This window comes from Leptospira ainazelensis, from assembly GCF_016918785.1.
Classification (GTDB): domain Bacteria; phylum Spirochaetota; class Leptospiria; order Leptospirales; family Leptospiraceae; genus Leptospira; species Leptospira ainazelensis.
This window is the reverse complement of the sequence record NZ_JAFFPT010000045.1, coordinates 160,850-180,418: the sequence shown is the minus strand read 5'-3', so window position 1 is coordinate 180,418 and position 19,569 is coordinate 160,850. Positions and strand designations below refer to the sequence as shown.

19 protein-coding genes are annotated in these 19,569 nt (G+C 43.1%); 5 read left to right on the top strand and 14 right to left on the bottom strand.

What is annotated here, in order from left to right; translation table 11 throughout:
• Positions 1 to 50: 50 nt before the first annotated feature.
• The 4 genes from JWG44_RS11985 to JWG44_RS11970 form a co-directional block, all read right to left on the bottom strand.
• Positions 51 to 1,214: an acyl-CoA dehydrogenase family protein gene (locus JWG44_RS11985; RefSeq protein WP_205275191.1), complete on the bottom strand. Its 1,164-nt coding sequence runs from the start codon at positions 1,212 to 1,214 to the stop codon at positions 51 to 53.
• 466 nt (positions 1,215 to 1,680) lie between these two features.
• Positions 1,681 to 2,862: an acetyl-CoA C-acetyltransferase gene (locus JWG44_RS11980; protein WP_205275190.1), complete on the bottom strand. Its 1,182-nt coding sequence runs from the start codon at positions 2,860 to 2,862 to the stop codon at positions 1,681 to 1,683.
• 62 nt (positions 2,863 to 2,924) lie between these two features.
• The gene (locus tag JWG44_RS11975) at positions 2,925 to 3,584 is read right to left on the bottom strand and encodes an acetoacetate decarboxylase family protein (protein ID WP_205275189.1); all 660 of its coding nucleotides are present in this window, start codon (positions 3,582 to 3,584) and stop codon (positions 2,925 to 2,927) included.
• Between the two features lie 55 nt (positions 3,585 to 3,639).
• Complete coding sequence (locus JWG44_RS11970) at positions 3,640 to 3,888, bottom strand: hypothetical protein (protein ID WP_205275188.1); 249 nt, start codon at positions 3,886 to 3,888, stop codon at positions 3,640 to 3,642.
• Between the two features lie 205 nt (positions 3,889 to 4,093).
• Between JWG44_RS11970 and JWG44_RS11965 the strand changes: the two genes are divergently transcribed.
• Both JWG44_RS11965 and JWG44_RS11960 read left to right on the top strand, forming a co-directional pair.
• Positions 4,094 to 4,879, top strand: coding sequence for an acyl-CoA desaturase (locus tag JWG44_RS11965; protein ID WP_205275187.1), 786 nt, complete (start codon positions 4,094 to 4,096; stop codon positions 4,877 to 4,879).
• 17 nt (positions 4,880 to 4,896) lie between these two features.
• Positions 4,897 to 5,511, top strand: coding sequence for a TetR/AcrR family transcriptional regulator (locus tag JWG44_RS11960; protein WP_069608670.1), 615 nt, complete (start codon positions 4,897 to 4,899; stop codon positions 5,509 to 5,511).
• Positions 5,512 to 5,778: 267 nt separating this feature from the next.
• Here JWG44_RS11960 and JWG44_RS11955 read toward each other — a convergent pair whose 3' ends face one another.
• The 5 genes from JWG44_RS11955 to JWG44_RS11935 all read right to left on the bottom strand — a co-directional run bounded on the left by JWG44_RS11955 (position 5,779) and on the right by JWG44_RS11935 (position 9,487).
• Positions 5,779 to 6,138 carry a hypothetical protein gene (locus JWG44_RS11955; RefSeq protein WP_205275186.1) on the bottom strand — a complete coding sequence of 120 codons (360 nt, stop codon included), beginning with the start codon at positions 6,136 to 6,138 and terminating at the stop codon, positions 5,779 to 5,781.
• The gene (locus tag JWG44_RS11950) at positions 6,139 to 6,597 is read right to left on the bottom strand and encodes a hypothetical protein (RefSeq protein ID WP_205275185.1); all 459 of its coding nucleotides are present in this window, start codon (positions 6,595 to 6,597) and stop codon (positions 6,139 to 6,141) included.
• A gap of 271 nt (positions 6,598 to 6,868) precedes the next feature.
• Positions 6,869 to 7,204 (bottom strand): rhodanese-like domain-containing protein, encoded by a 336-nt coding sequence (locus JWG44_RS11945; protein WP_205275184.1) that lies wholly within the window; start codon positions 7,202 to 7,204, stop codon positions 6,869 to 6,871.
• An 88-nt stretch (positions 7,205 to 7,292) separates the two neighbouring features.
• Positions 7,293 to 9,233, bottom strand: a complete 1,941-nt coding sequence (locus JWG44_RS11940) for an ABC-F family ATP-binding cassette domain-containing protein (protein ID WP_205275183.1) — start codon at positions 9,231 to 9,233, stop codon at positions 7,293 to 7,295.
• An 83-nt stretch (positions 9,234 to 9,316) separates the two neighbouring features.
• On the bottom strand, positions 9,317 to 9,487 hold the full coding sequence (locus tag JWG44_RS11935; protein ID WP_118967347.1) for a hypothetical protein: 171 nt from the start codon (positions 9,485 to 9,487) through the stop codon (positions 9,317 to 9,319).
• Positions 9,488 to 10,093: 606 nt separating this feature from the next.
• On the opposite strand from JWG44_RS11935, the gene JWG44_RS11930 reads away from it, so the two are divergent.
• Positions 10,094 to 10,543: a DoxX family protein gene (locus JWG44_RS11930; RefSeq protein WP_205275182.1), complete on the top strand. Its 450-nt coding sequence runs from the start codon at positions 10,094 to 10,096 to the stop codon at positions 10,541 to 10,543.
• A gap of 167 nt (positions 10,544 to 10,710) precedes the next feature.
• Here JWG44_RS11930 and JWG44_RS11925 read toward each other — a convergent pair whose 3' ends face one another.
• Together JWG44_RS11925 and JWG44_RS11920 are read right to left on the bottom strand one after the other, a co-directional pair.
• Entirely contained in the window at positions 10,711 to 11,763 is a 1,053-nt protein-coding gene (locus JWG44_RS11925) for a FecR family protein (RefSeq protein WP_205275181.1), read from the bottom strand.
• Between the two features lie 164 nt (positions 11,764 to 11,927).
• Positions 11,928 to 12,476 carry an RNA polymerase sigma factor gene (locus JWG44_RS11920; RefSeq protein ID WP_100786809.1) on the bottom strand — a complete coding sequence of 183 codons (549 nt, stop codon included), beginning with the start codon at positions 12,474 to 12,476 and terminating at the stop codon, positions 11,928 to 11,930.
• Positions 12,477 to 12,585: 109 nt separating this feature from the next.
• Between JWG44_RS11920 and JWG44_RS11915 the strand changes: the two genes are divergently transcribed.
• A complete protein-coding gene (locus JWG44_RS11915) occupies positions 12,586 to 13,422 on the top strand; it encodes an LA_0442/LA_0875 N-terminal domain-containing protein (RefSeq protein ID WP_205275180.1) in 837 nt (278 codons plus the stop codon).
• A 6-nt stretch (positions 13,423 to 13,428) separates the two neighbouring features.
• On the opposite strand, the gene JWG44_RS11910 is transcribed toward JWG44_RS11915, so the two are convergent.
• The 3 genes from JWG44_RS11910 to JWG44_RS11900 form a co-directional block, all read right to left on the bottom strand.
• On the bottom strand, positions 13,429 to 14,418 hold the full coding sequence (locus tag JWG44_RS11910; RefSeq protein ID WP_205275179.1) for a DUF1554 domain-containing protein: 990 nt from the start codon (positions 14,416 to 14,418) through the stop codon (positions 13,429 to 13,431).
• Between the two features lie 152 nt (positions 14,419 to 14,570).
• Positions 14,571 to 15,575 carry a DUF1554 domain-containing protein gene (locus JWG44_RS11905; protein WP_205275178.1) on the bottom strand — a complete coding sequence of 335 codons (1,005 nt, stop codon included), beginning with the start codon at positions 15,573 to 15,575 and terminating at the stop codon, positions 14,571 to 14,573.
• A gap of 154 nt (positions 15,576 to 15,729) precedes the next feature.
• On the bottom strand, positions 15,730 to 17,754 hold the full coding sequence (locus JWG44_RS11900; RefSeq protein WP_205275176.1) for a hypothetical protein: 2,025 nt from the start codon (positions 17,752 to 17,754) through the stop codon (positions 15,730 to 15,732).
• Positions 17,755 to 17,925: 171 nt separating this feature from the next.
• Between JWG44_RS11900 and gpmI the strand changes: the two genes are divergently transcribed.
• The gene (gene gpmI, locus JWG44_RS11895) at positions 17,926 to 19,566 is read left to right on the top strand and encodes a 2,3-bisphosphoglycerate-independent phosphoglycerate mutase (protein ID WP_205275175.1); all 1,641 of its coding nucleotides are present in this window, start codon (positions 17,926 to 17,928) and stop codon (positions 19,564 to 19,566) included.
• The last annotated feature ends 3 nt before the right edge of the window (positions 19,567 to 19,569 follow it).

Here is a 19,569-nt window from a genome sequence, read left to right as displayed (position 1 = left end):
TCCCCGTTCTGCGAGTTTGGAAAACTCCTCGAATGTAAGAGAGAATTCTTTCAGAAATTCGGTCCCTCGATTCCCTTTCCATCCGCGAGGAAACGGGAAACGATCATTCTTTGAATTTGAGAAGTTCCTTCGTAAATTTGAAAGATCTTTGCGTCGCGCATTAATTTTTCGACGGGATATTCCGTATTAAAACCGTACCCGCCGAGAACCTGAACCGCGTCGGTGCAAATTCTCATACACATATCCGCGCAGAACATCTTTGCAATCGAAGCCTGGTATGTATTTCTAAATTTGTTGTCGATCATCCAAGCGGCTTGGTAACAAAGAAGACGACCCGCTTCGATATCGCGCGCCATCTCGGCAATCATAAAGGAAATTCCTTGGTTGTCCATGATCGGACGTCCAAAAGTATTGCGAGTGTTTGCGTACTGAATCGCGTGTTCCATAGCGGCGCGTGCGACTCCTACGGCTCCGATCGCAACACCAGGACGAGTGTGGTCAAACGCTCCCATCGCAATCTTGAAACCTTCGCCTTCGCGACCTACCATCTGCCAAGCGGGAACTTTCACGTCTTCGAAAGTAATTCCACGGGTATCGGAGCATTTCTGACCCATGTTGATTTCTTTTTTTCCCATGATGATTCCGGGAGATTTTGCATCTACGATAAAGCCGGTGATTCCTTTGTGTCCCGCGGCCGGATCCGTCTTGGTAAGAACAAAAAACCAATCCGCGTAACCGGCGTTGGTGATCCACATTTTAGAACCGTTGATGATGTATTCGTCTCCGACTTTTTTTGCGGAAGTACGAATCGCCGCGACGTCCGATCCGGCTCCGGGTTCTGTGACTGCATAAGCTGCGAGTTTGAATTCTTCCGTCATAGGTTGAACGAATTCTTTTTTGATCTTATCACTCGCGCCTAAGAGAACTGGTGCGAGGGCGAGGTTGTTTGCGAGAATGGCGGTCGCCATTGCGGAACATCCCCAGAATAATTCTTCTCCAATGATAACGTCGTCTAATTCCGCCATTCCGGAACCGTTGAACTGAGGTTCAATGTGGATGTTCATGAGACCGATTTCCCAGGCCTTTTTGAGGACTTCCATGGGATATTCTCCCGTATGGTCGTGATGCTCCGCGCGAGGACGCATTTCTTCTTTTGCGAATTTTCTCGCGAGATCGCGTAATTCTTTTTGTTCGCTGGAAAGGGCAAATTCCATTTAATAGCACACCTTGTCGAATTTGAACTCGTCCGATGGTTCCTGGCATCCCGCCTGAATCGCCGATAGCCGGAAAATCCGGTACAGCCTCGAAATCGGTATTGGAACCTGGAATTAAGAGCTCTGTAATGCAGGATTCGAAGAGAATCCTTTACCGTCAAGAAGGTACGAAAGACCAAAGCGACCGGAATGGCCTTCCAGACCAATCAGACCCGATTTCCGGCTAAGTCATGGATTCAAATGGAGAGGATAAAACTTCTCTTTTGGATCCGATTCTTTGTAGGAACTCTAACATTTTTCAACGGGAGAATCCATTTGTTTTTCAAGGAAGGGGAAAAAAGGAATATTAAGAATGGAAAAAAGATCCAAATCCGAATGAGAAAGTTCCACCACCTTCGGTTATTTTGTAAGACTAAAAAGCCCGGCTTCACCGGGCTTTTTATAAAAACGGATTTCTCGAATCCGACTACGCTTCGGGATTCTCCAAAACGAGCGCGATCCCTTGACCGCCGCCGATACAAAGAGAAGCCACTCCGTATTTTGCCTTTCTTCTTCTGAGTTCGTAGGCTAGAGTGATCGTAACTCTTGCGCCCGAAGCTCCGAGCGGATGTCCGATCGCAACGGCTCCGCCGTTTACATTTGTGATTTCAGGATTGAGTCCGAGTTCTTTTTGAACCGCGAGATATTGAGCCGCAAACGCTTCGTTGACTTCCACAAGACTCATGTCAGAAAGTTTTAGGCCGGCTTTTTTCAGAGCCGCTGGAATTGCAAGTGCCGGACCGATTCCCATCTTTGCAGGATCACAACCGGCGTGACCGTAACCACGAATGATCGCGAGAGGTTTTTTACCGATCTTTTGTGCGTAAGAAGCGGAAGTGATGATCGTAGCCGCGCCACCGTCGTTGAGACCGGATGCGTTTCCTGCGGTCACGGTTCCACCTTCGCGGAAAACGGCTTTCAGACTTCCGAGTTTTTCAGCGCCGGACGCACCTTTGATAAATTCATCTTTATCCAATGTGATCGGTTTTTTGCCGCCGACGGTAACCGGAAGAATTTCGTCTTTCAGTCTTCCTTCCGCAGTCGCTTTCTCGGCGCGAGTTTGCGAGATCGCAGCCCATTCGTCTTGTTCTTGTCTGGAAATTTTATATTGGTCCGCGAGATTTTCCGCAGTCTGGCCCATGATCAATCCCACATACTGATCGGTAAGACCTTGTTCGAGAGTATCTTCAAATTCCGCAGAACCGTAACGAACTCCCCAGCGAGCGTTGCGCACAACGTAAGGAGCGTTGCTCATCGATTCCACACCACCCGCGAGAACCGCGTCCGCATCTCCGAGATAAATCTTTTTAGCGGCTTGGATGATCGCCTCCATACCGGAACCGCAGAGACGATTTAAAGTCAATGCGGGAACTCCCAGAGGAAGACCGGTTTTTAGACCGATATGACGCGCGAGATAGATCGCTTCTTTTCCGGTCGGAATTACGTTTCCAAAAATGGATTCTCCGATTACGTCCGGAGAAACTCCCGTTTTTTCGAGAATTGCCTTCGAAGCCAAAACTCCCAAATCCACCGCGCTGAGGTCCTTAAGGGTTCCTCCAAAATTACCGAACGGGGTTCTGATCCCGTCCAGGATGACTGCTTCTTCCATGATTACTCCTAATAACTCTAATATTCTAATGATTGAATGTTTTTTCGAATTCCAAAAATACGTTAGTCGACTTTGTCCGCAACAGGGAAGACCAACTCGAACGGATCGGAATGAATTCCCGTTTTAAAAATCCCACCTTTGATCGCGTCCGGAAATACCGCCTCGTCGCACCAGATTTCCCGAATCGTCGCGATTCTTCCTTTTCCTTTCCCGACGAATTGAGTACTCAAATAACCTTCCGGACCCTTTTGTAAAAGTGTATAAGGAAGAATTTTTGTGGAAACCGGGAAGGAAAATCCTTTTGTTGCAATCGTCACTCGGAAGAATTCCTTTCCGTTTCGGAACGCGGAAATTTTCGTGAGAATTCCCTCGCGGATCCAAGTAAAGTCCGCTCTTTCTTTTGGAATCGCCCAATTGAGAATTCCTTCTTCCACCGATTTCTGACTCGAGACGAAGATTCTCGTAATCCTTTTATAAGATTGGTCCTTGTAGGTAAAGTTACCGGGAATATAAAGAAGTTCGTAATAAGGCCCTACATCACTCGTTTCATAGTTCACGAGCATCAAGGAACCCAGACCACCCGTATATTGTTTGGAATCTTCTCCTGAAAAAAATCCCATTTCGCGGTTATAATCTTTTTTTGCCCAAAGAGGAAAAAGAAAACCTTCTCCTTTCAAATCCCAAGGCGCTGGAAAGTGTTTTCCCTTCGAGGAGGTAATCAAAGCAGCTTTCTGAGAACTTATGGAGGATTTTTTTTTCCCATTAGAGCCGGAAGCTTTAACGGAGTTCCGACCCGGCGAGCGATCCATAGAGAGCGATCCATAGAGAGCGATCCATAGAGAGCGATCCATAGAGAGCGATCCATAGAGAGCGAGCCATAGAGAGCGAGCCGCTGAGTTTAGGGAGCGTTTCATTGAGTTTAACACGATTTAAAGAGCTCTTTCCGGACGTGGAAACCCCTTTTTTCCCGGACTTAGAAGTTGGAGTTCCTACCGATTTCTTTTGAACCGCTTTCTTTGCTACCACCGATGCCACCTAAAAAGAATAGAAAAAAGCCCCGAAATCAGGTGATTTACTCATTTTTACTCTTTTTTATCCAAATCCCCAAAAAAACCCATTTTTGGAAAGTAGGAATTCATTTCGTTTTTCTCTTTACATAATTAACAACGTTCGTTTATTCTGACCATAATGAACATTGTTCGTTGAAGAGAAAAAAACAAAGGAGCCCACAATGGTCCCCATTTTAATTTTATTTTTTGCACACTGGTTCGGTTCGGTTTTTGTCCAAACGTTCTTCTTACACAGATACGCGGCCCACGCGATGTTTACGATGAATCCTTTCTGGGAAAAAATCTTTCATCTTTTGACGATGGTTCTCCAAGGCCCTTCTTATCTAAACCCGTACGGATACGCGGTTCTGCATAGAATGCACCATTCTTACAGCGATACCGAAGAAGATCCGCATTCTCCACATCATTCTAAAAATCCCTTCGAGATGATGATCAAAACTAAACATATCTATGATGATTTCGCTTATGATCGAGTTTCTCCAAAGCCGGAATTCACACGGGACTTCATTCCTCGTTGGAAGGCGATCGATATGCTCGGACAAAACTGGTGGTTTCGGATCGGTTTCGGTTCTCTCTATGCGTTCTACTATATGGCTTTTGTTCCGGATGGACAATGGGGCTGGTATTTACTTCTCCCGATCCACTGGCTCATGGGACCGATTCACGGCGCGATCGTAAACTGGGGAGGACATAAATACGGATATAAGAATCATTTTAAAACCCGGGACGAGTCTAAGAATATGCTTCCGATCGACTTTTTGACGATGGGAGAATTGTATCAGAACAATCACCACGGGCATCCGACTTCTCCGAACTTTGCATATAAATGGTGGGAAGTCGATTTTTGCTTTCAGATCATGAAGGGGTTGCATAAAGTTGGGATCATCCATATCAAACGAGACGTTTGGACGACTCAGGGAAGGGTTCCGGTTTCCAAGGCGGCTTGATAGAGTTAGAATCTAAAATGACAATTGCAGTTCGACACAAGAGAAGATCCAGAAACAGCCTCAATCGAGAAAACATCGTCCAGGTGGCGATGGAGATTCTCTTGGAAGAAGGAATCGACGGTCTTTCGATGAGAAAGATCGCCGAAAAATTGGACTGTAGCGTCGCGAGTCCTTATTCTCATTTTAAAAGCCAAGAAGAAATCATTCAGGTTCTGATCGCAAAAGGTGAAACCGAACTTACGCAGCTTCTAAGAAACGCGCAGAGAAACGGAAAAAATTCCTTTGAAAAACTCGCGGGAATCGCTCGCGCGTATTGGGACTTTTCTTTGAACAACAAGGAACTTCACAAGGTGATGTTCAACACGGTTCACGGGCATATGCACAGAAAGGCGTTCCCGAGTTTGCCGACGAGTTATCGTGTGTTTTTAGAAACCATCCGTAACGGCTGCGTGAGTCACGAATTTAAACTTTCCAAAAAAGAATACCCCGCGCTCGCGAGAATGATGTGGGCTTGGATGTACGGCTTGATGGTGTTGGATCTTACGAATATGCTCAAAAGAAGACGCGGAGGAAAGGACGATCCTCTGGCCGAAGGTTTTCTTTACTTCCGAAAAATTCTCTTAGGCGAATGATCTAAGAATTTTTTTCGTAAAACGAATCGATTCCGAATAGAACGAATTCTTTGGGCGGATCCTGAAGTCGCTCCGTTCTACAAACCCTTGCGGAAATGCAGGACCGCGCTTTCCGCTCCAGTCAATAAATTGCAAATTTTCCAAGAGCCGGATCGTTTCTAATTCCAATTTATTGACTCCGCGTCAATCGCTTCCGCTTGAAAACAGACGTCTTCGAATATGGACTCTTTTAATTATTCAAAATGATTGAAAACGAAAAGTTGATTTTTACAAATACATATTGGAAACAGAAGGTTTCACTTTTTCTTTCCAAGGAATTTTAGACATTAGATCATCAACTTCAAAAGAAGGGGATTTCTCAAGTCTCATTAACGAACGATACAATCGTTCTAAAATTTTGCGAATATATAGATCATGAGGTTCATTCGTATTGTGTTCCCCTAAATATGTTCTTCCAAACTCAGAGAAAAAACACCCAGTACCATCCGGTCGCGTCTGATATTCTGGCTTCCAAAAAAGTAACGTTCTACGACCACCCGTACTAATACGCTGCGACTGATAAGACAATTCTATAGGCAAAAACTCTGAGAGAAATATAGAAGCTTCACAGTATTTGATATTTGGCATTCAAGCGATTTGTTCGATACGAACATTCTCAGAGGTAAGTTTAAGTTTAATTTGCTTCGTGATTTCATAAATTTGCGGTCCTTTTTTAACCGCAGGAAATACATGCGTATTTTCTGCATTTAAATGACGTTCCGCAATCAACACTAGAAGTCGAGAGTCTCGGGTTGTTTTCAATGTTTCAATAGCATTAGAATACTCTTCTTCAAGTGGGTTTAGAAATAATTCTTGGATCCGACCTTCACGATGAAGTGCAACAAAGTTAACGCTGATCGCATCTACCAAATTATCTTCAGCTGATTTTATATCATTACCATAAGCAAAAATGCCAATTTTAGGACAATATATATAGAAGTAAGCATCATCTTCAATTGTATAAAGGGTAGGAATTGTTACTTCAATTTCACTGGCAGCGATTACCACCTCACCAAACGCTATACATTTATCTAACAACTTTTTCATCTTAATATCCTATGTACAAGGTATCGGTAAGTCACGTCCCTGGCAAAGTCATTTTCAAATATGCAACCCAAATAATACGACATAATACCCATATGAATTGCTTAGTCAATCGAATTCTCATTTGAATACAATGGCATTACTAACATTCAATTTTAGTATTCAATACTAAAGGCGGTTTTCAATTCCCTAGAAAAGAAACGTTATGGATAGAAATTTCTGCGCCGAACCGCGAGAATAACGACCGACGCATTCTTTCATTTTGGTTTAAATCTCAATACTTGGCGAGGGAAGAATCCACGTCGTCGGAATAAAGAAGAATTCCACCTTCCACGTTATGCAGCTTTGCAAAACCGGATTGATTTAGAATTCCACAAGCCATAGCCGAACGTCCGCCGGAACGACAATAGACGATCACTTCCTTTCCGGATTCTTTCCAAGGAACGATTTCGGACAATCGACCGGAAAGTTCTCCTACCGGAATCAGAAGATCCGTTCCTTCGATCGTGCAAATTTCCACTTCGTTCGGATTTCTTACGTCGAGGAGATAGAAGGAATCTTTTCCTTCTTTTCTAAGATCCAATCTTTTTTTTAATTCTTTCGGTGTCATAAAAAACGTTTCCTTACTATACAAGAATCGAATCGAAAATGAATGACTTTCTTTTCAAAATCTTTTGATATTAAATCGCAAGTATCGATTAGGCCGATCCGGAAAGTTCTTCCAACTCTAATTGAAGAGATTCCCAGTCCTGCGTCAAACGTGAGATCTCATTTTTTGTTTCGTTTAAATTATCCAATTCCAACTGATAACTTCGATTTTTAAAAAAACCGGGATCGGCCAGAACTTCTTCCAAATTCTTTTTAGACTTTTCTAAAAGTTCTATTTTGGCTTCGATCTGTTCCAGATCTTTTTGGATTTTTTTGATACGATTCTTATCCGCATTCTTCTTGGAACGAGTTTGAGAAGGTTCTTCTTTTTTGAGGGAAGAAGAATTTCCATTCCGAGAATCGGAGGTGGCGGTTTCTTTCAGATTGTATTTTAGATAATCCGAGAATGTACAGTTGAAATCTCGAATCTGTCCCTTATCCACCGAGATGGTTCTGTTACAAAGATCTTTTAAAAATTCAGGATCGTGAGAAATGATCAGAAGAGAACCTTCGTAGTCCATCAGCGCACGTCTGAGGTTGTCCCGGACGACCAGATCCAAGTGGTTGGTAGGCTCGTCCAAAAAGATCGAATTGGCCGGATGTCTTACGAGAAGCGCGAGACGAAGACGACTCTGTTCTCCCCCGGAAAGAAGACCGGTTTGTTTGTAAACGCTGTCTTCCGAAAAAGAAAAATATCCGAGCAAACTTCGGGCCTGTTGTTCTGAAAGATCGGGATAAGTGCTCATCACGGTCTGAAGAAGATTTTTGGAAGAATCCAGTTCCTCGTGATGATTCTGCGAAAAATATCCGATCTTCGTTTTCGGTCCGTAATAAATTTTACCGGAAGTTAGTTTATGAATTTCTAATAGACAGCGGAGGAACGTGGACTTCCCCGCTCCGTTCGGTCCGACCACTGCAATCTTATCACCCGCCGAAATTTCAAGATTGGCGTCGCTGAATATAAAAGGAGGTTTTCCCGAATAAGAAAACGCACCGTCCTCGATTCTTGCGGTGATTCTTCCGGAAGAGATAAAATTGAATTTATAATCCGATTTGGAATTCCAAAAAGATTCTTGAGGAGCTTCGATCCGATCCCGTTTTTCGAGTTTTTTGAGCGCGGATTGAACCTGTCTCGCTTTTGTGGCTTGAGCGCGAAAACGATCGATCCATTCCATTCTTTTTTTGAGATAGGATTCTTCTTTTTCGAACTGGGTTTGAAGTTTTTCCTGAAGTTCGTTCTTGTGTTCGAAATATTCTTCTAAGGTTCCTCTAAATTCGATAACTCCGGAAGGGGAAAGTTCCGCGATCGTATCACAGGTGGAATTTAGGAATTCGGGATCGTGAGTGACTAATACAAAGGATTGTCCGGTTGAGTTGAGATAATCCGCGAGCCATTCTTTCGACTCGTTATCCAAGTGGTTGGTCGGTTCGTCTAACAAGAGTAAGTTGCCCGGATTGAGAAGAGTGATCGAAAGTCCCAGACGGTGCTGATATCCCGGAGAAAATTCTCTCACCTTCATCGCCATTTGTTCATTGGAGAATCCAAGTCCGCCCAAAACTTTACGGGCCTTTGACTCCAACTCGTGAACTCCAAAGGTGAAAGCGTATTCTTCCAGAGAACTCTGTTCGTCGAGAAGAGACACGAACTCGGAAGAATCATGAGGAATGATCTCGAACTTATGATTGATCCCTTTGAGACGTTCGGAATATTCCCTATAGTGTTTATGTTTTCCTAATGCGGTATCGATCACAGAAGCTTCCGGATCGAAATCGGGAAGCTGTTGGAACACTGAAATTTCAGTATTTTTAGATTTGGAAACGGTTCCGTCGTCCGGAACAAATTTCCCTTCTGCGATTCTAAAAAGAGTGGATTTGCCCGAACCGTTCGGACCGACAAGACAGACACGAGCTCCCGGTTTGATATGCCAAGAGAATCCCTCGAAAAGAACCGAGGATGCGTACTGGTGTTTTATGTCGATGAATTGGAGCAAGGATCGAGAGATTTAGAAAGGTAGAAAAAAGGACGCAGAGCCGGAATCCGTCGCTCTTCGACGGACCGGAAAAAGGAATAAAATTATTTCTTACCTTTCACTGCGAGTTCTTCCAGTCTTGCATTCAAGTGCAGGATGTATTTGCTAGAATTTCCGTTCATCTTCTCTTTGGAAGTTTGGATTGCAGCATTGATCTCGGCTACAGTCATCTTATTGATCTTTTTGTTTTTCTTTTCTTGTGTTTCTTCAGACATAGGTTTCCCGCCAAATAATCTTATGCCAGATTTTTCGGATTAGGGTGTTTCGACAACCGATTTTAGATTGGAATCTTCAGATTTCAAAGAAAGAAGGTCGGAACTCCGGAGGAGAAAACCTCGAATCCGAGATCGGAAAATACAGATGCTTTGAGTATTTGTGTCATAGAAAACAAGTACCGCTTCGAAAGGAAAAAGTAGGAACTCCTTTTTTTTCGGAGAAAGATCTCCTCATTTGTATGAGACATAGTATAAGGGAAATTCGACCTTGGAAGGAGACAAGAAGGAAAGAAATTCTATAGGAGTTCCTACAAAAAAAAATAAAAATCCAGGGAAGAAAGATTCAAATGGATGGAAAACGGAATTTTACTCCGAAAAAGAAAGAATGTAGGAACTCCCAAAAAATAAAAAATCGCTCTGATCGGCTTAAAACCAACGAAATCCTCATCGGTTTCAAAACATGGTCGGAACTCCGCAAGAAATTCTCACAAAAAAGGATCCATTTCAACGAATCTCGAATCCAATCGAAAACCGGCAGTTTTGATTCTTAATTTTTGATTTCCTTTCTCATTCCCCAGCTCAAAAAGGATGGAATTCGGGGATTCTATGATACAAAGTTTTTTTTCTACTCGCGATTCTTTATCTCCGCTTTTTCTCCGAATCGGTCTCGCGATTTGTATCTTTCCTCACGGAGCGCAAAAACTCTTAGGATGGTTTGGCGGAGTCGGTATGGAAGCGTCGATGGATTATTTCGTAAATACGGCGGAATTCCCGGCGGTCCTCGCTCTTTTAGCGATCGTCTCGGAATTCTTCGGTTCTATCGCATTGGTTCTTGGACTCTTTACCCGTCTTGCGGCTTTTGGAATCACCTGCACTTTAGCGGTGGCGGGCTGGACTCATCGAGACATCGGTTTTTTTATGAACTGGTTTGGGAATCAAGGAGGAGAAGGATTCGAATATCATATTCTTGCGGTTTGTATGGGAATCGCCTTGATTCTTTTCGGAGGAGGTTCCTGGTCGATCGATTCTTGGCTTTCGGATCATCTCGATTTTTAATAAGAATTTTAGAATATTTTAATATACTCGAGCCCGCGCCTAAAAAATCACAGAATGAGCCCGGTTCTTCCTTTACTTCTTTCTTATTAATTCGTTCCAAAATAAAAAAACCGGCGGAAGGCAAACCCTTCGACCGGTTTCTTGAAAGAATTCTTTTTAGAATTCGATCAGTATTTAATCTTATCTACCGCTTCTTCATCCAAGATGTAAGAGCCTTTCAGAGTTTGAACGACCAGCTTTCCTCTTTTTTGAGAAACCACAACCCCTCTCAACTCCCTTCCGTCTTTCATGATGATATGTTCGATACTCAGGTCGTAAATTTTGCTCAATTCTTCTTCAGTCTTAGCGGTTTTTAGATTTTGAACATCGGAAAGAAGTTCTCTATCCAGAGTTCCAAGATTCTTCTTCATATCCTTGTATTCAGGACGAGTGGAATTCAACTTGGAAAGGTCAATCGATTCCACTTCTCCGTCTTTGTTTACGGTAACAAGTTTGCTCGCATCCAGGATAAAAACTTTTTTAGAAGTATTTAGAGAAGTTACTTCTACAGAACCTTCCGCCACAAAAACTACCGATTCGCTTTCAGAAGCGTTTACTTCAAAGGAAGTTCCTCTGACCGCCGCGACTGCAGACGGCGTTTCTACGTAATAGTTGCTTCCTTTGCTCTCTTTCTCGACTACGTTTAACAATCTACCCGCCGCTAAATTCATACGAATCTGCGATCCGTTATTGTCTCTCAGTTCTTTTAGAATCAACTTGCTCTTTTCTTTTACACGAATTACGCTGGAATCTGTTAAACCGATATCCACGGCGCCGCCGGCTTTTGTAAGAATGATATCCGATTCGTTCAATAGGTCGCCTTGATGTAATTTGGTTTCTACTTCTCTGACTACGGAAGCCTCTCCTTTTACAAAAACGACTGCGGCTTTCAAAGGAGTTCCCTGCACGATTGTTTCGGTTTCCGCTTTTGGAGTTCGAAGGCTAAACCAAGCGCCTCCAACGGTTAGTAATAAAACTGCTGCTGCAGCGAGCCAGGCTGTCTTTGGAAATTGAAGAATTTTCGTTTCAGTCGGAACACTCATTATTTTGTCCTCCACGATAAAGCGAGGCTTCTTTCCGATCCAGTTGGGATCGAAAGCCGGGAGTTGAGATACGGATTCCTTGTCTCTAAGAAGTCGCGCGTATCCTTCAAATTCGGGAGTGTGTGTCTTATTTTCCATATTCATTCTGCCCGGGTCTGCGATTCATTTCCGTCCCGCTTCCTGTTTGTTAAACAAACTAAGAGGGGCTATTTGAGCTATTTTTTCCATTTCCGATTTTTTTTTATCACCATTGAAGAGAATTCTAATTATTTCAAACTATAAGACGGAAGGATTTCTATATACTATATATAGTTTCCAGCTTGGAAACCCCTTTTTTTCCCTTCCTGGGCGAGGGCTTTCTCGGCTCTCTCGATAAGTCTCGAGACCCCGGAAATACTCATTCCCAGGATTTTAGAAATTTCATCTAATTTTAGATCTTGTTGATATCGAAGAAGTAATGCCTCTTTGTATTCCGGAGATATCGCTTCCAAAAGAGAATCCATTGTATTTTTCACATCAGATTGATCAATTTTCTCCATAACGGAAAATTCCGGACTTGGGGATTTTGAAGCAAAATTATTGCCTGTGTCTTCACCGACCAGGGATACATTTCTCTGATAGTAAGATTTTGCATGATTGATGATCAGGTTTCTCGCAATCCGGAAAAGGATCATCCTACAGGAAGTCGGATCAGGAATGTCTTTATTCTCATAATATCGAAAAAAGTTTAAGAACGAATCGTGCAAAATATCTTGCGCAGAATTTTCGTCATAAAACGATTTTTTTATATAATGAAATAAATCATCTTTGTTGTGGTTGTAGAGCTTTTCTAACTCGGATGTATGTGCCACAGTTATATAAGATCCCCGATTACTACTTGTTTTTTCAAGCAAAAAGATAATTTCTTGTAGAAAAGATGATGACTAAAATTTGATGAATAACAACCGGAATTATAACTCTATGTCTCGAACATTTAAAAAGATACTAATCTTTGCTGTATTTCTCGTATTTACAATTTCTTTACCAATTTCAGCGAGTACGGTCATACTTAAAAATGGAAAAACGATTCAGGGAAAGATTGTAAATCAAACTCGGACCGAAGTTCAGATAGAGGTAAATGGAAAAATACAAACAATTTCCAAAGCCGAAATTTCAGAAATCAATTTAAAAGATCCGAAAAAAGACGATATAAAAAAAGTCACAACCACAAAACAACCTGAGACAAAAACAGAAGTAACTCCTACCGCATCAACGTGGAAGGACAACAAATGGACAATTACAGCGAGATCGGCGGCGCTTCCTGGTTGGGGACAATGGAGAACCGGTCAGAAAAAATGGGCTGTCATCAGCTTTGCGCTGTTTGCTGGGGCTGCAATTTACGCTAATAATTGCAGACAAAACGCCGTATCCGAAGAAGCAAATTATAAATCGAATTCCGTCGCGATTACGGTGGCCGCATTCTTAGATCCAACCTTAAATCCGGTTACTTCCGATGAAACCGTTCGAGCCACTGCACTCGTAACTCGAGTGCTGATCACCGCAACTGCAACAAATCCTTACTTCAGCTCTTACAGCCAGGCAACCACACAATTCAATCAAGCACAATGGCTTTTAGGAGCGGTCTACGGTTTACAGCTGATTCACACATTCTTATTTGCAAAAGACTACGAAAAGATGCAGGCCTTATTATCCGATCCAAATCCGGAAGGATGGAAGTTTAGCGCGTCCGTAGTAAAAAGTCCGATCACAGGAGCGACCGAGATAACTCCTACGGCGGCTTACACAGTCAAATTCTAATTCTCTTTATTGCCGGACGCAGAAGAATGCGGAAGGTGTGGAACAAGTTAGACTTCCTCCCGAGATTGCGGTTCCTGTAGTAGAATTCAAATCTCCGTAAGAAGAGTTTCCGGAAAAATAAGTCCAAGAACCGAATGTCGCGAGACAGGAAGTTCCGGATGAAGTCCAATCCGAAGAAAGTCCCGTCCAAATTTTTCCAGTCGTTCCGGCGATCGAATTCGTAAAAGACTGAGTAATAAAGTTAAACGCCGGAACACTCGTGTGTGTAGTAAAAATCAAAGTTGTCGCATCGACTCTATAATATCTCGTCTTTGCCTTTAAGACCCAGTTCGTCGTGCTCGTACATCCCGGAGTACTCGACATATTACAATTGGAAACCAAAGTCGCCTGTCTTTGATAGACGACGGAAGCGACGGTCGTACTTCCTGAAATCATGGCCTTGTATTCCGCGGAACTTCCGGGAAGCGAAGCCGGTTTTTCCGCCGCACAATGTGAGTCCGCATTCTGAAATCCGTTAAAATCTCCCGTGTATGAGGAACTGGTCACGAAAGTACATTTATCCGCTTCAATCACCGAAAACGTAAATCGATACACTTGATTATCGCTCGCGCGAGTCGCCTTCAATGTCATAGTATCTTCTAAACAATTATTATCGATCGGAAGTAAACTGACGGAAACGCTCGAATTCGAGCCGGAAAATGAAAACGAAGAAGGCGTCGCTGTGGGCGAAGCGGTGGTATCCGCCCAAACAAATTGATAACTTGTGGAATCGCTCGGCGGATTTGTCAAAGCAAACGTGACCGAAGTGGGAACTCCTTCGTTTAACGAAGTCGGAAGCAAAGTAGAATTGAAAGGAGTTACGTTTGTATTTAGGATCGTAGGCAAAAGATTGATAACCAACCCGCTTCCCTTACTTGCATCAAAACTGATTCTTTCCGCTTGAGTACAGTGAAATAAAAGAATACACAAGCATACGGTCTGAAACAAAGACTTCATATCGCCAACCTCCGCATGTTCCCCTTTCAGAAAGATAGGGTTCACTTTATCATAAGGAGATTGGGTTGGAAAGATTTATAAATCGCCACAACGAAGAGAACTGAATTTTATTCTCATTCGAGAAAGCCCGGTTCCGGATTCTTCGAATGCGATTATTGCCGGACGCAGATCAAACGGGCCAAGTTGGAACAATCATAGTAGTAACTGGAAATCGCCGAAGCGCTTGTAGCCCCTCTCAGACCGTCATAACCAAAGCCGGTAGTTCCGTTCGTATAAGAAGCACAATCGTAAGTTCCGCCGACCGGATCAAAACTACTCCCCAATCCCGTCCAAAAATTCAACATAGAGGGATCGGAAGAATGATCGATGCTTGACTCGAGAGGAAAAGAAAAAACTCCGCTTCCCGACCCGATTCCATTGCTGACACCGGTTCCGATCAGCGCTCCTTCGGGAGCCGAAGCGCTGTAGGAAAAATAACGAACTCCGATTTTCAAAGGCCAATCGTTTGCGGCGGTGGAAGGAGCCTGTGTTGGATTTCTTACGCCTGTAATTCCTAAAAGCGCCTTGTATTCGGAAGCGTTTCCAGGGAGTTCCGTCGGTTTCTCGGCCTGACACTTCGCATCCGCGCCTGCGATTCCTCCCAAATTTCCCGTAAAACCCGGACCGCTTACTCCGGGAACGGTAGAATTGCTCGCCAGAAAAATACATTTGTCCATATCGATGATCTTAAAACTCAAAGCAAAAACTTTAGAATCGGAAACCCGAGTTGCGTTCAAGGTCATCGTGTCTTCTAAACAATCGTTATCGATCGGATTCACTGTAAGATTGGTAGAATTCACACCGCTCTTATAAATAAAACTCGCAGGTGAAACGACGGGGTTTCCCGCAGTCTCGGCCCAAACAAATCGATATTCTTCTTCGTTTTCTTTTTTTGTTTTTAAGGTAAGCGTAATTGAAACGGATTGGCCTTCGTTCAAACTCTGGGGTAAAATCGTAAGGTCGAAAGGATTTTCGGAAACCGGAAATATCACGGGAAGAATATTCACAAACATTCCCACACCGCCTTTTGATAGATCCATTTCCACTTTTTCAGCTTTGCTACAAAAAAGCAAACCGCAGAAAATTCCCAAAAAACAAAACCCGACAGAATTACGCATAATTGAATATTCTCGATTTTGAGACTATTCTGTAAACAAACCTTTAGTCCGTAAGAATGAGAATCTGGAAAGAATTTTTTCGGGAACTAAAGCCTGCGAGAATCCGGTTTCTTATTATAAAATCCAAATTATATGATTAAATTGGAATATACCTTCAAGCTGATATTTTTTCCTTTCCTTTGGCTTTGGTAATCTCTCTCCGAAACGTTTCATAAGGGTCGTCGATTTCATCCGAGGCCGATACTTTCAAACCTTTTGTGGAAGAGTTCGTTTGCTCCGGCTTCGACGCAAACCAAGAATCGATATATTTGACCACCTTAGATATCTTTTCATAAACGAGATCGTCTTCCTTGTTTTTCATTTTGTGTTCGAGAAGCCTTTTTCGCTCGGCCATGATTTTGTGGATTTCTCTTGCACGCGATCGAAAGGATTCGTCCCCCGGATAAATGAGAATGGAATCAGTTTTATCGCCCGCAGGGTCCGGAATGAGAACAAATTTTTCTCGATCTACGATCTGCTGAATCAATTCCGGAGAATATCCCTGAATCTCATAGAGTATGTCTTTTAAAACCGGCGGAATATTTTTCTCAAAGTAGAATCGATTGAGAGCCTCCGAAAGTTTCGATCTCTGCTCCAGCAATCGAATCCTTTCTTCGTTTTTTAATTTGTCCTGAATTGCTGCTTGTTCCAATTTCATAGCGGCGTCCCGATTTTTGGTTCGCAACAAAGATTGTTCCGATCGGATCTTATCCTTCGCGGTATGAAAAAAAACGTCCTGGAACAACTTCGCGATTCCGAATAAGTCCAAAATCGGAAAATACCAGGGGAAATATTCCACATATCCTTTTCTAAGAACTTTCCCGTAACTCTTAACGAATTCTTCATCCTTGAATATGATTCTGATCGAATCTTCGTTTTGTTCGATGAGATTTCGAATGCTTAGAATTTTCCACGCTTCTACGGAAGTCACGAGCGCCAAACTTTTGATGATCGATTTGACGGTCTCGGGTTCTCTTCTTAAAAAGGAATGCATCGTGATTCCTTTAGTTTCCCAGGGAGAATAAGCGATCTGGATGTCTTCCGTAAGAAGTCTCTTGAGTTCCGCCGGGAAAGATCTAAACTCCTCGTCGGGTATGAATAAAACAAGTTTATCCCATCTTCCGCTCTGTTTGGAGAGATGGTCGCTCATCTCATGAAAACGGGTCCGGATATGATCGTGATAGGAATGATTCAAAGAAGCCTCGATCTCTTCGCTCAAACCGTGAATCAGCTCCACTCCCATAAAGTTTTGTTTTTGTTTTTTTTCTGGATCCGCTTTTAACGCCCTGTCGATCGCTTCGGCTCTTCTTTTTCCAAAGGAGGCGGTCGGAGCCAAGGACGGATCGTTTTTATGAATTCGTTCTTCGTGTGCAATCGTCGTAAATTCATCCGCGATCGCCCATTTGTATTTTGGAAAAACTTTCTTTTGATGATATTCGTCCACAAGTTCGAATAAACTTTGAAGTTCTTTTACCTTCACGATCAAATTGCCGTATTCCGGAATTTCCCGGATTCTTCCCTTTTTGATCAATCCGTCGGTTATCTCGGATATCATATCTTTTGAATATTCAGGATTTAGAGGAATGTTTAGATACGGAGGTTTGAAATAGGCTTCGGGATTAAAGAAAAGTTTGAGCTTTTGAACATTCTCACCCTTTGCGTCGGCTTCCAAATCCTCCCAAAGAATTTCCTTACTCAGAGGCGGTCTACTTTCCAAATAACTGAGTATGGAATTGATGGAAAGATCGATCAGAGAAAGATATAGACGAGTTAGATCCCCGAGCTCCGCATCGGGATAGGCAACGTAACACGGCTTTAATTTTAATTCCGACGTAGCAGGATCGATACAAAAATATGCGAACTGAAGCGCAACCCCGTCTTCCAATAATCTTTTGATATGAAACACAACTTCCGCAGAAGTGAGCTCCGCCGCTTCGGGAACTTTCGAGTCTACTTGAAAGAGATTTTGCGATCTCGCATTCTTATAACTAGTTTGAGAAACGACAGCTTTGTATACGGAATGAGTCAGTCTATCGTTGAGATAATAACTGACAACTTCGTTGATTTTTTTAACTTTTAAAAAAGTCAACTGCGTTGAGTTTGCGGCGACCAACGCCTGATTTAAAACCGGTTTCGACATCGCCTCTCCAGTGTTAGACTATTGAAATAGGTTTGAGAATTTTCGGAAGGCTTTTCGATTGTTCAACTTCATTTTTTCTTTGGAACTACCGAAGGGAAGCAAATTTCCAAGTTTTTTTCAGATTTGATTCTCTTGACTTCTTTGATAGCCGGCTGGTTCCATGAATCTAACATGAAGCTTTCCAAGAAATACACCTTTCGGCCTAGAAAGGCTCTGCTCGTTATCTTAGACGGGGTCGGTTACTCGCCTCGCGGCGCTGAATTCGGAAACGCAATTGCCGGCGCCAATCTCCCTTTTTTAAATCGTGTCTGGAATCAATTTCCGACTCTCCATATCCAAGCCCATGGTAAGGCGGTAGGAATGCCTTCCGACGAGGATATGGGAAATTCCGAAGTCGGTCACAACGTTTTAGGTTCCGGAAGAATTTTCGATCAAGGCGCCAAACTCGTTTCCAATTCGATTTCGGACGGATCCATCTTTCAAGGTCAAGCCTGGAAAGAAGTGATCGAAAACGTAAATAAGAATCATTCCACCTTACACTTGTTAGGTCTCTTTTCGGACGGAAACGTTCATTCGCATATCGATCATACCAAAGCTTTGATTTCACGAGCGATTGCGGAGAATGTCTCTAAAATCCGTCTTCATATTCTTTTGGACGGCAGAGACGTTCCTGAAAAATCTGCATTAGATTATTTGAATCCTTTTGAGGAATGGTTGGATTCTTTTAGAAAGAATGGAACGGATATCAAAATCGCGTCCGGCGGAGGCCGTATGACGATTACGATGGATCGTTACGAAGCGGATTGGTCCATGGTCGAAAGAGGCTGGGCGGTCCACGTAAAAGGAGAAGGTAGAAAATTCTCCTCCGCAAAAGATGCGATCGAAACCTTTCGAACCGAAGATCCGAAAGTGATCGATCAGTATCTCCCGTCCTTTGTAATTGCGGAAAACGGAAATCCGGTCGGAAAGATTTTAGACGGAGATTCCGTCGTATTCACAAATTTCAGAGGAGATCGAGCGATCGAAATCTCGCTCGCCTTTACCCAAAAGGATCTGACAAAGTTCGATCGCGGACCGCTTCCGAATATCGTCTACGCTGGAATTATGCAGTATGACGGAGACTTAAAACTCCCGGAACGATTTTTGGTGGCACCGCCCGCGATCGATCGAACCTTGGGGGAGTATATGGCCAACTCTGGAATCGCACAATACGCGTTATCCGAAACACAAAAATACGGTCACGTGACTTATTTCTGGAACGGAAATAAAAGCGGCTACTTTGATCAAAAAACGGAAGAATACAAGGAGATTCCTTCCGACGTGATTCCTTTTGACCAGAGTCCGGAAATGAAAGCCCTTTTGATCACGGAGGCTCTCGAAAAAGCTCTTACCGAAAACAAACAGGACTTCTATCGAGTCAACTTTGCCAACGGAGACATGGTAGGACATACCGGGAACTACCATGCGACGGTAAAGGCGATGGAATTTTTGGACGGTTGTGTGGAAAGGCTCTGGAGAATATGTGAAAAACAGAATATAGTCTTGATGATCACCGCCGATCACGGAAACGCCGACGAAATGTATCAACTCGATAAAAAAGGAAACGTGGAGAGAGACGCGAGCGGTCACCCCGTTCCAAAAACGAGCCACACCCTCAACTCGGTTCCTTTTTCAGTTTTAGATCCTGAAAACAAACTCAATTTGAATTCCAAAATCAAGGATCCCGGTTTGGCGAACGTAGCCGCGACGATCCTCGATATCATGGGATATGAAACTCCGGAAGGATACCATTCTTCTTTGATCGAAAATTAATAC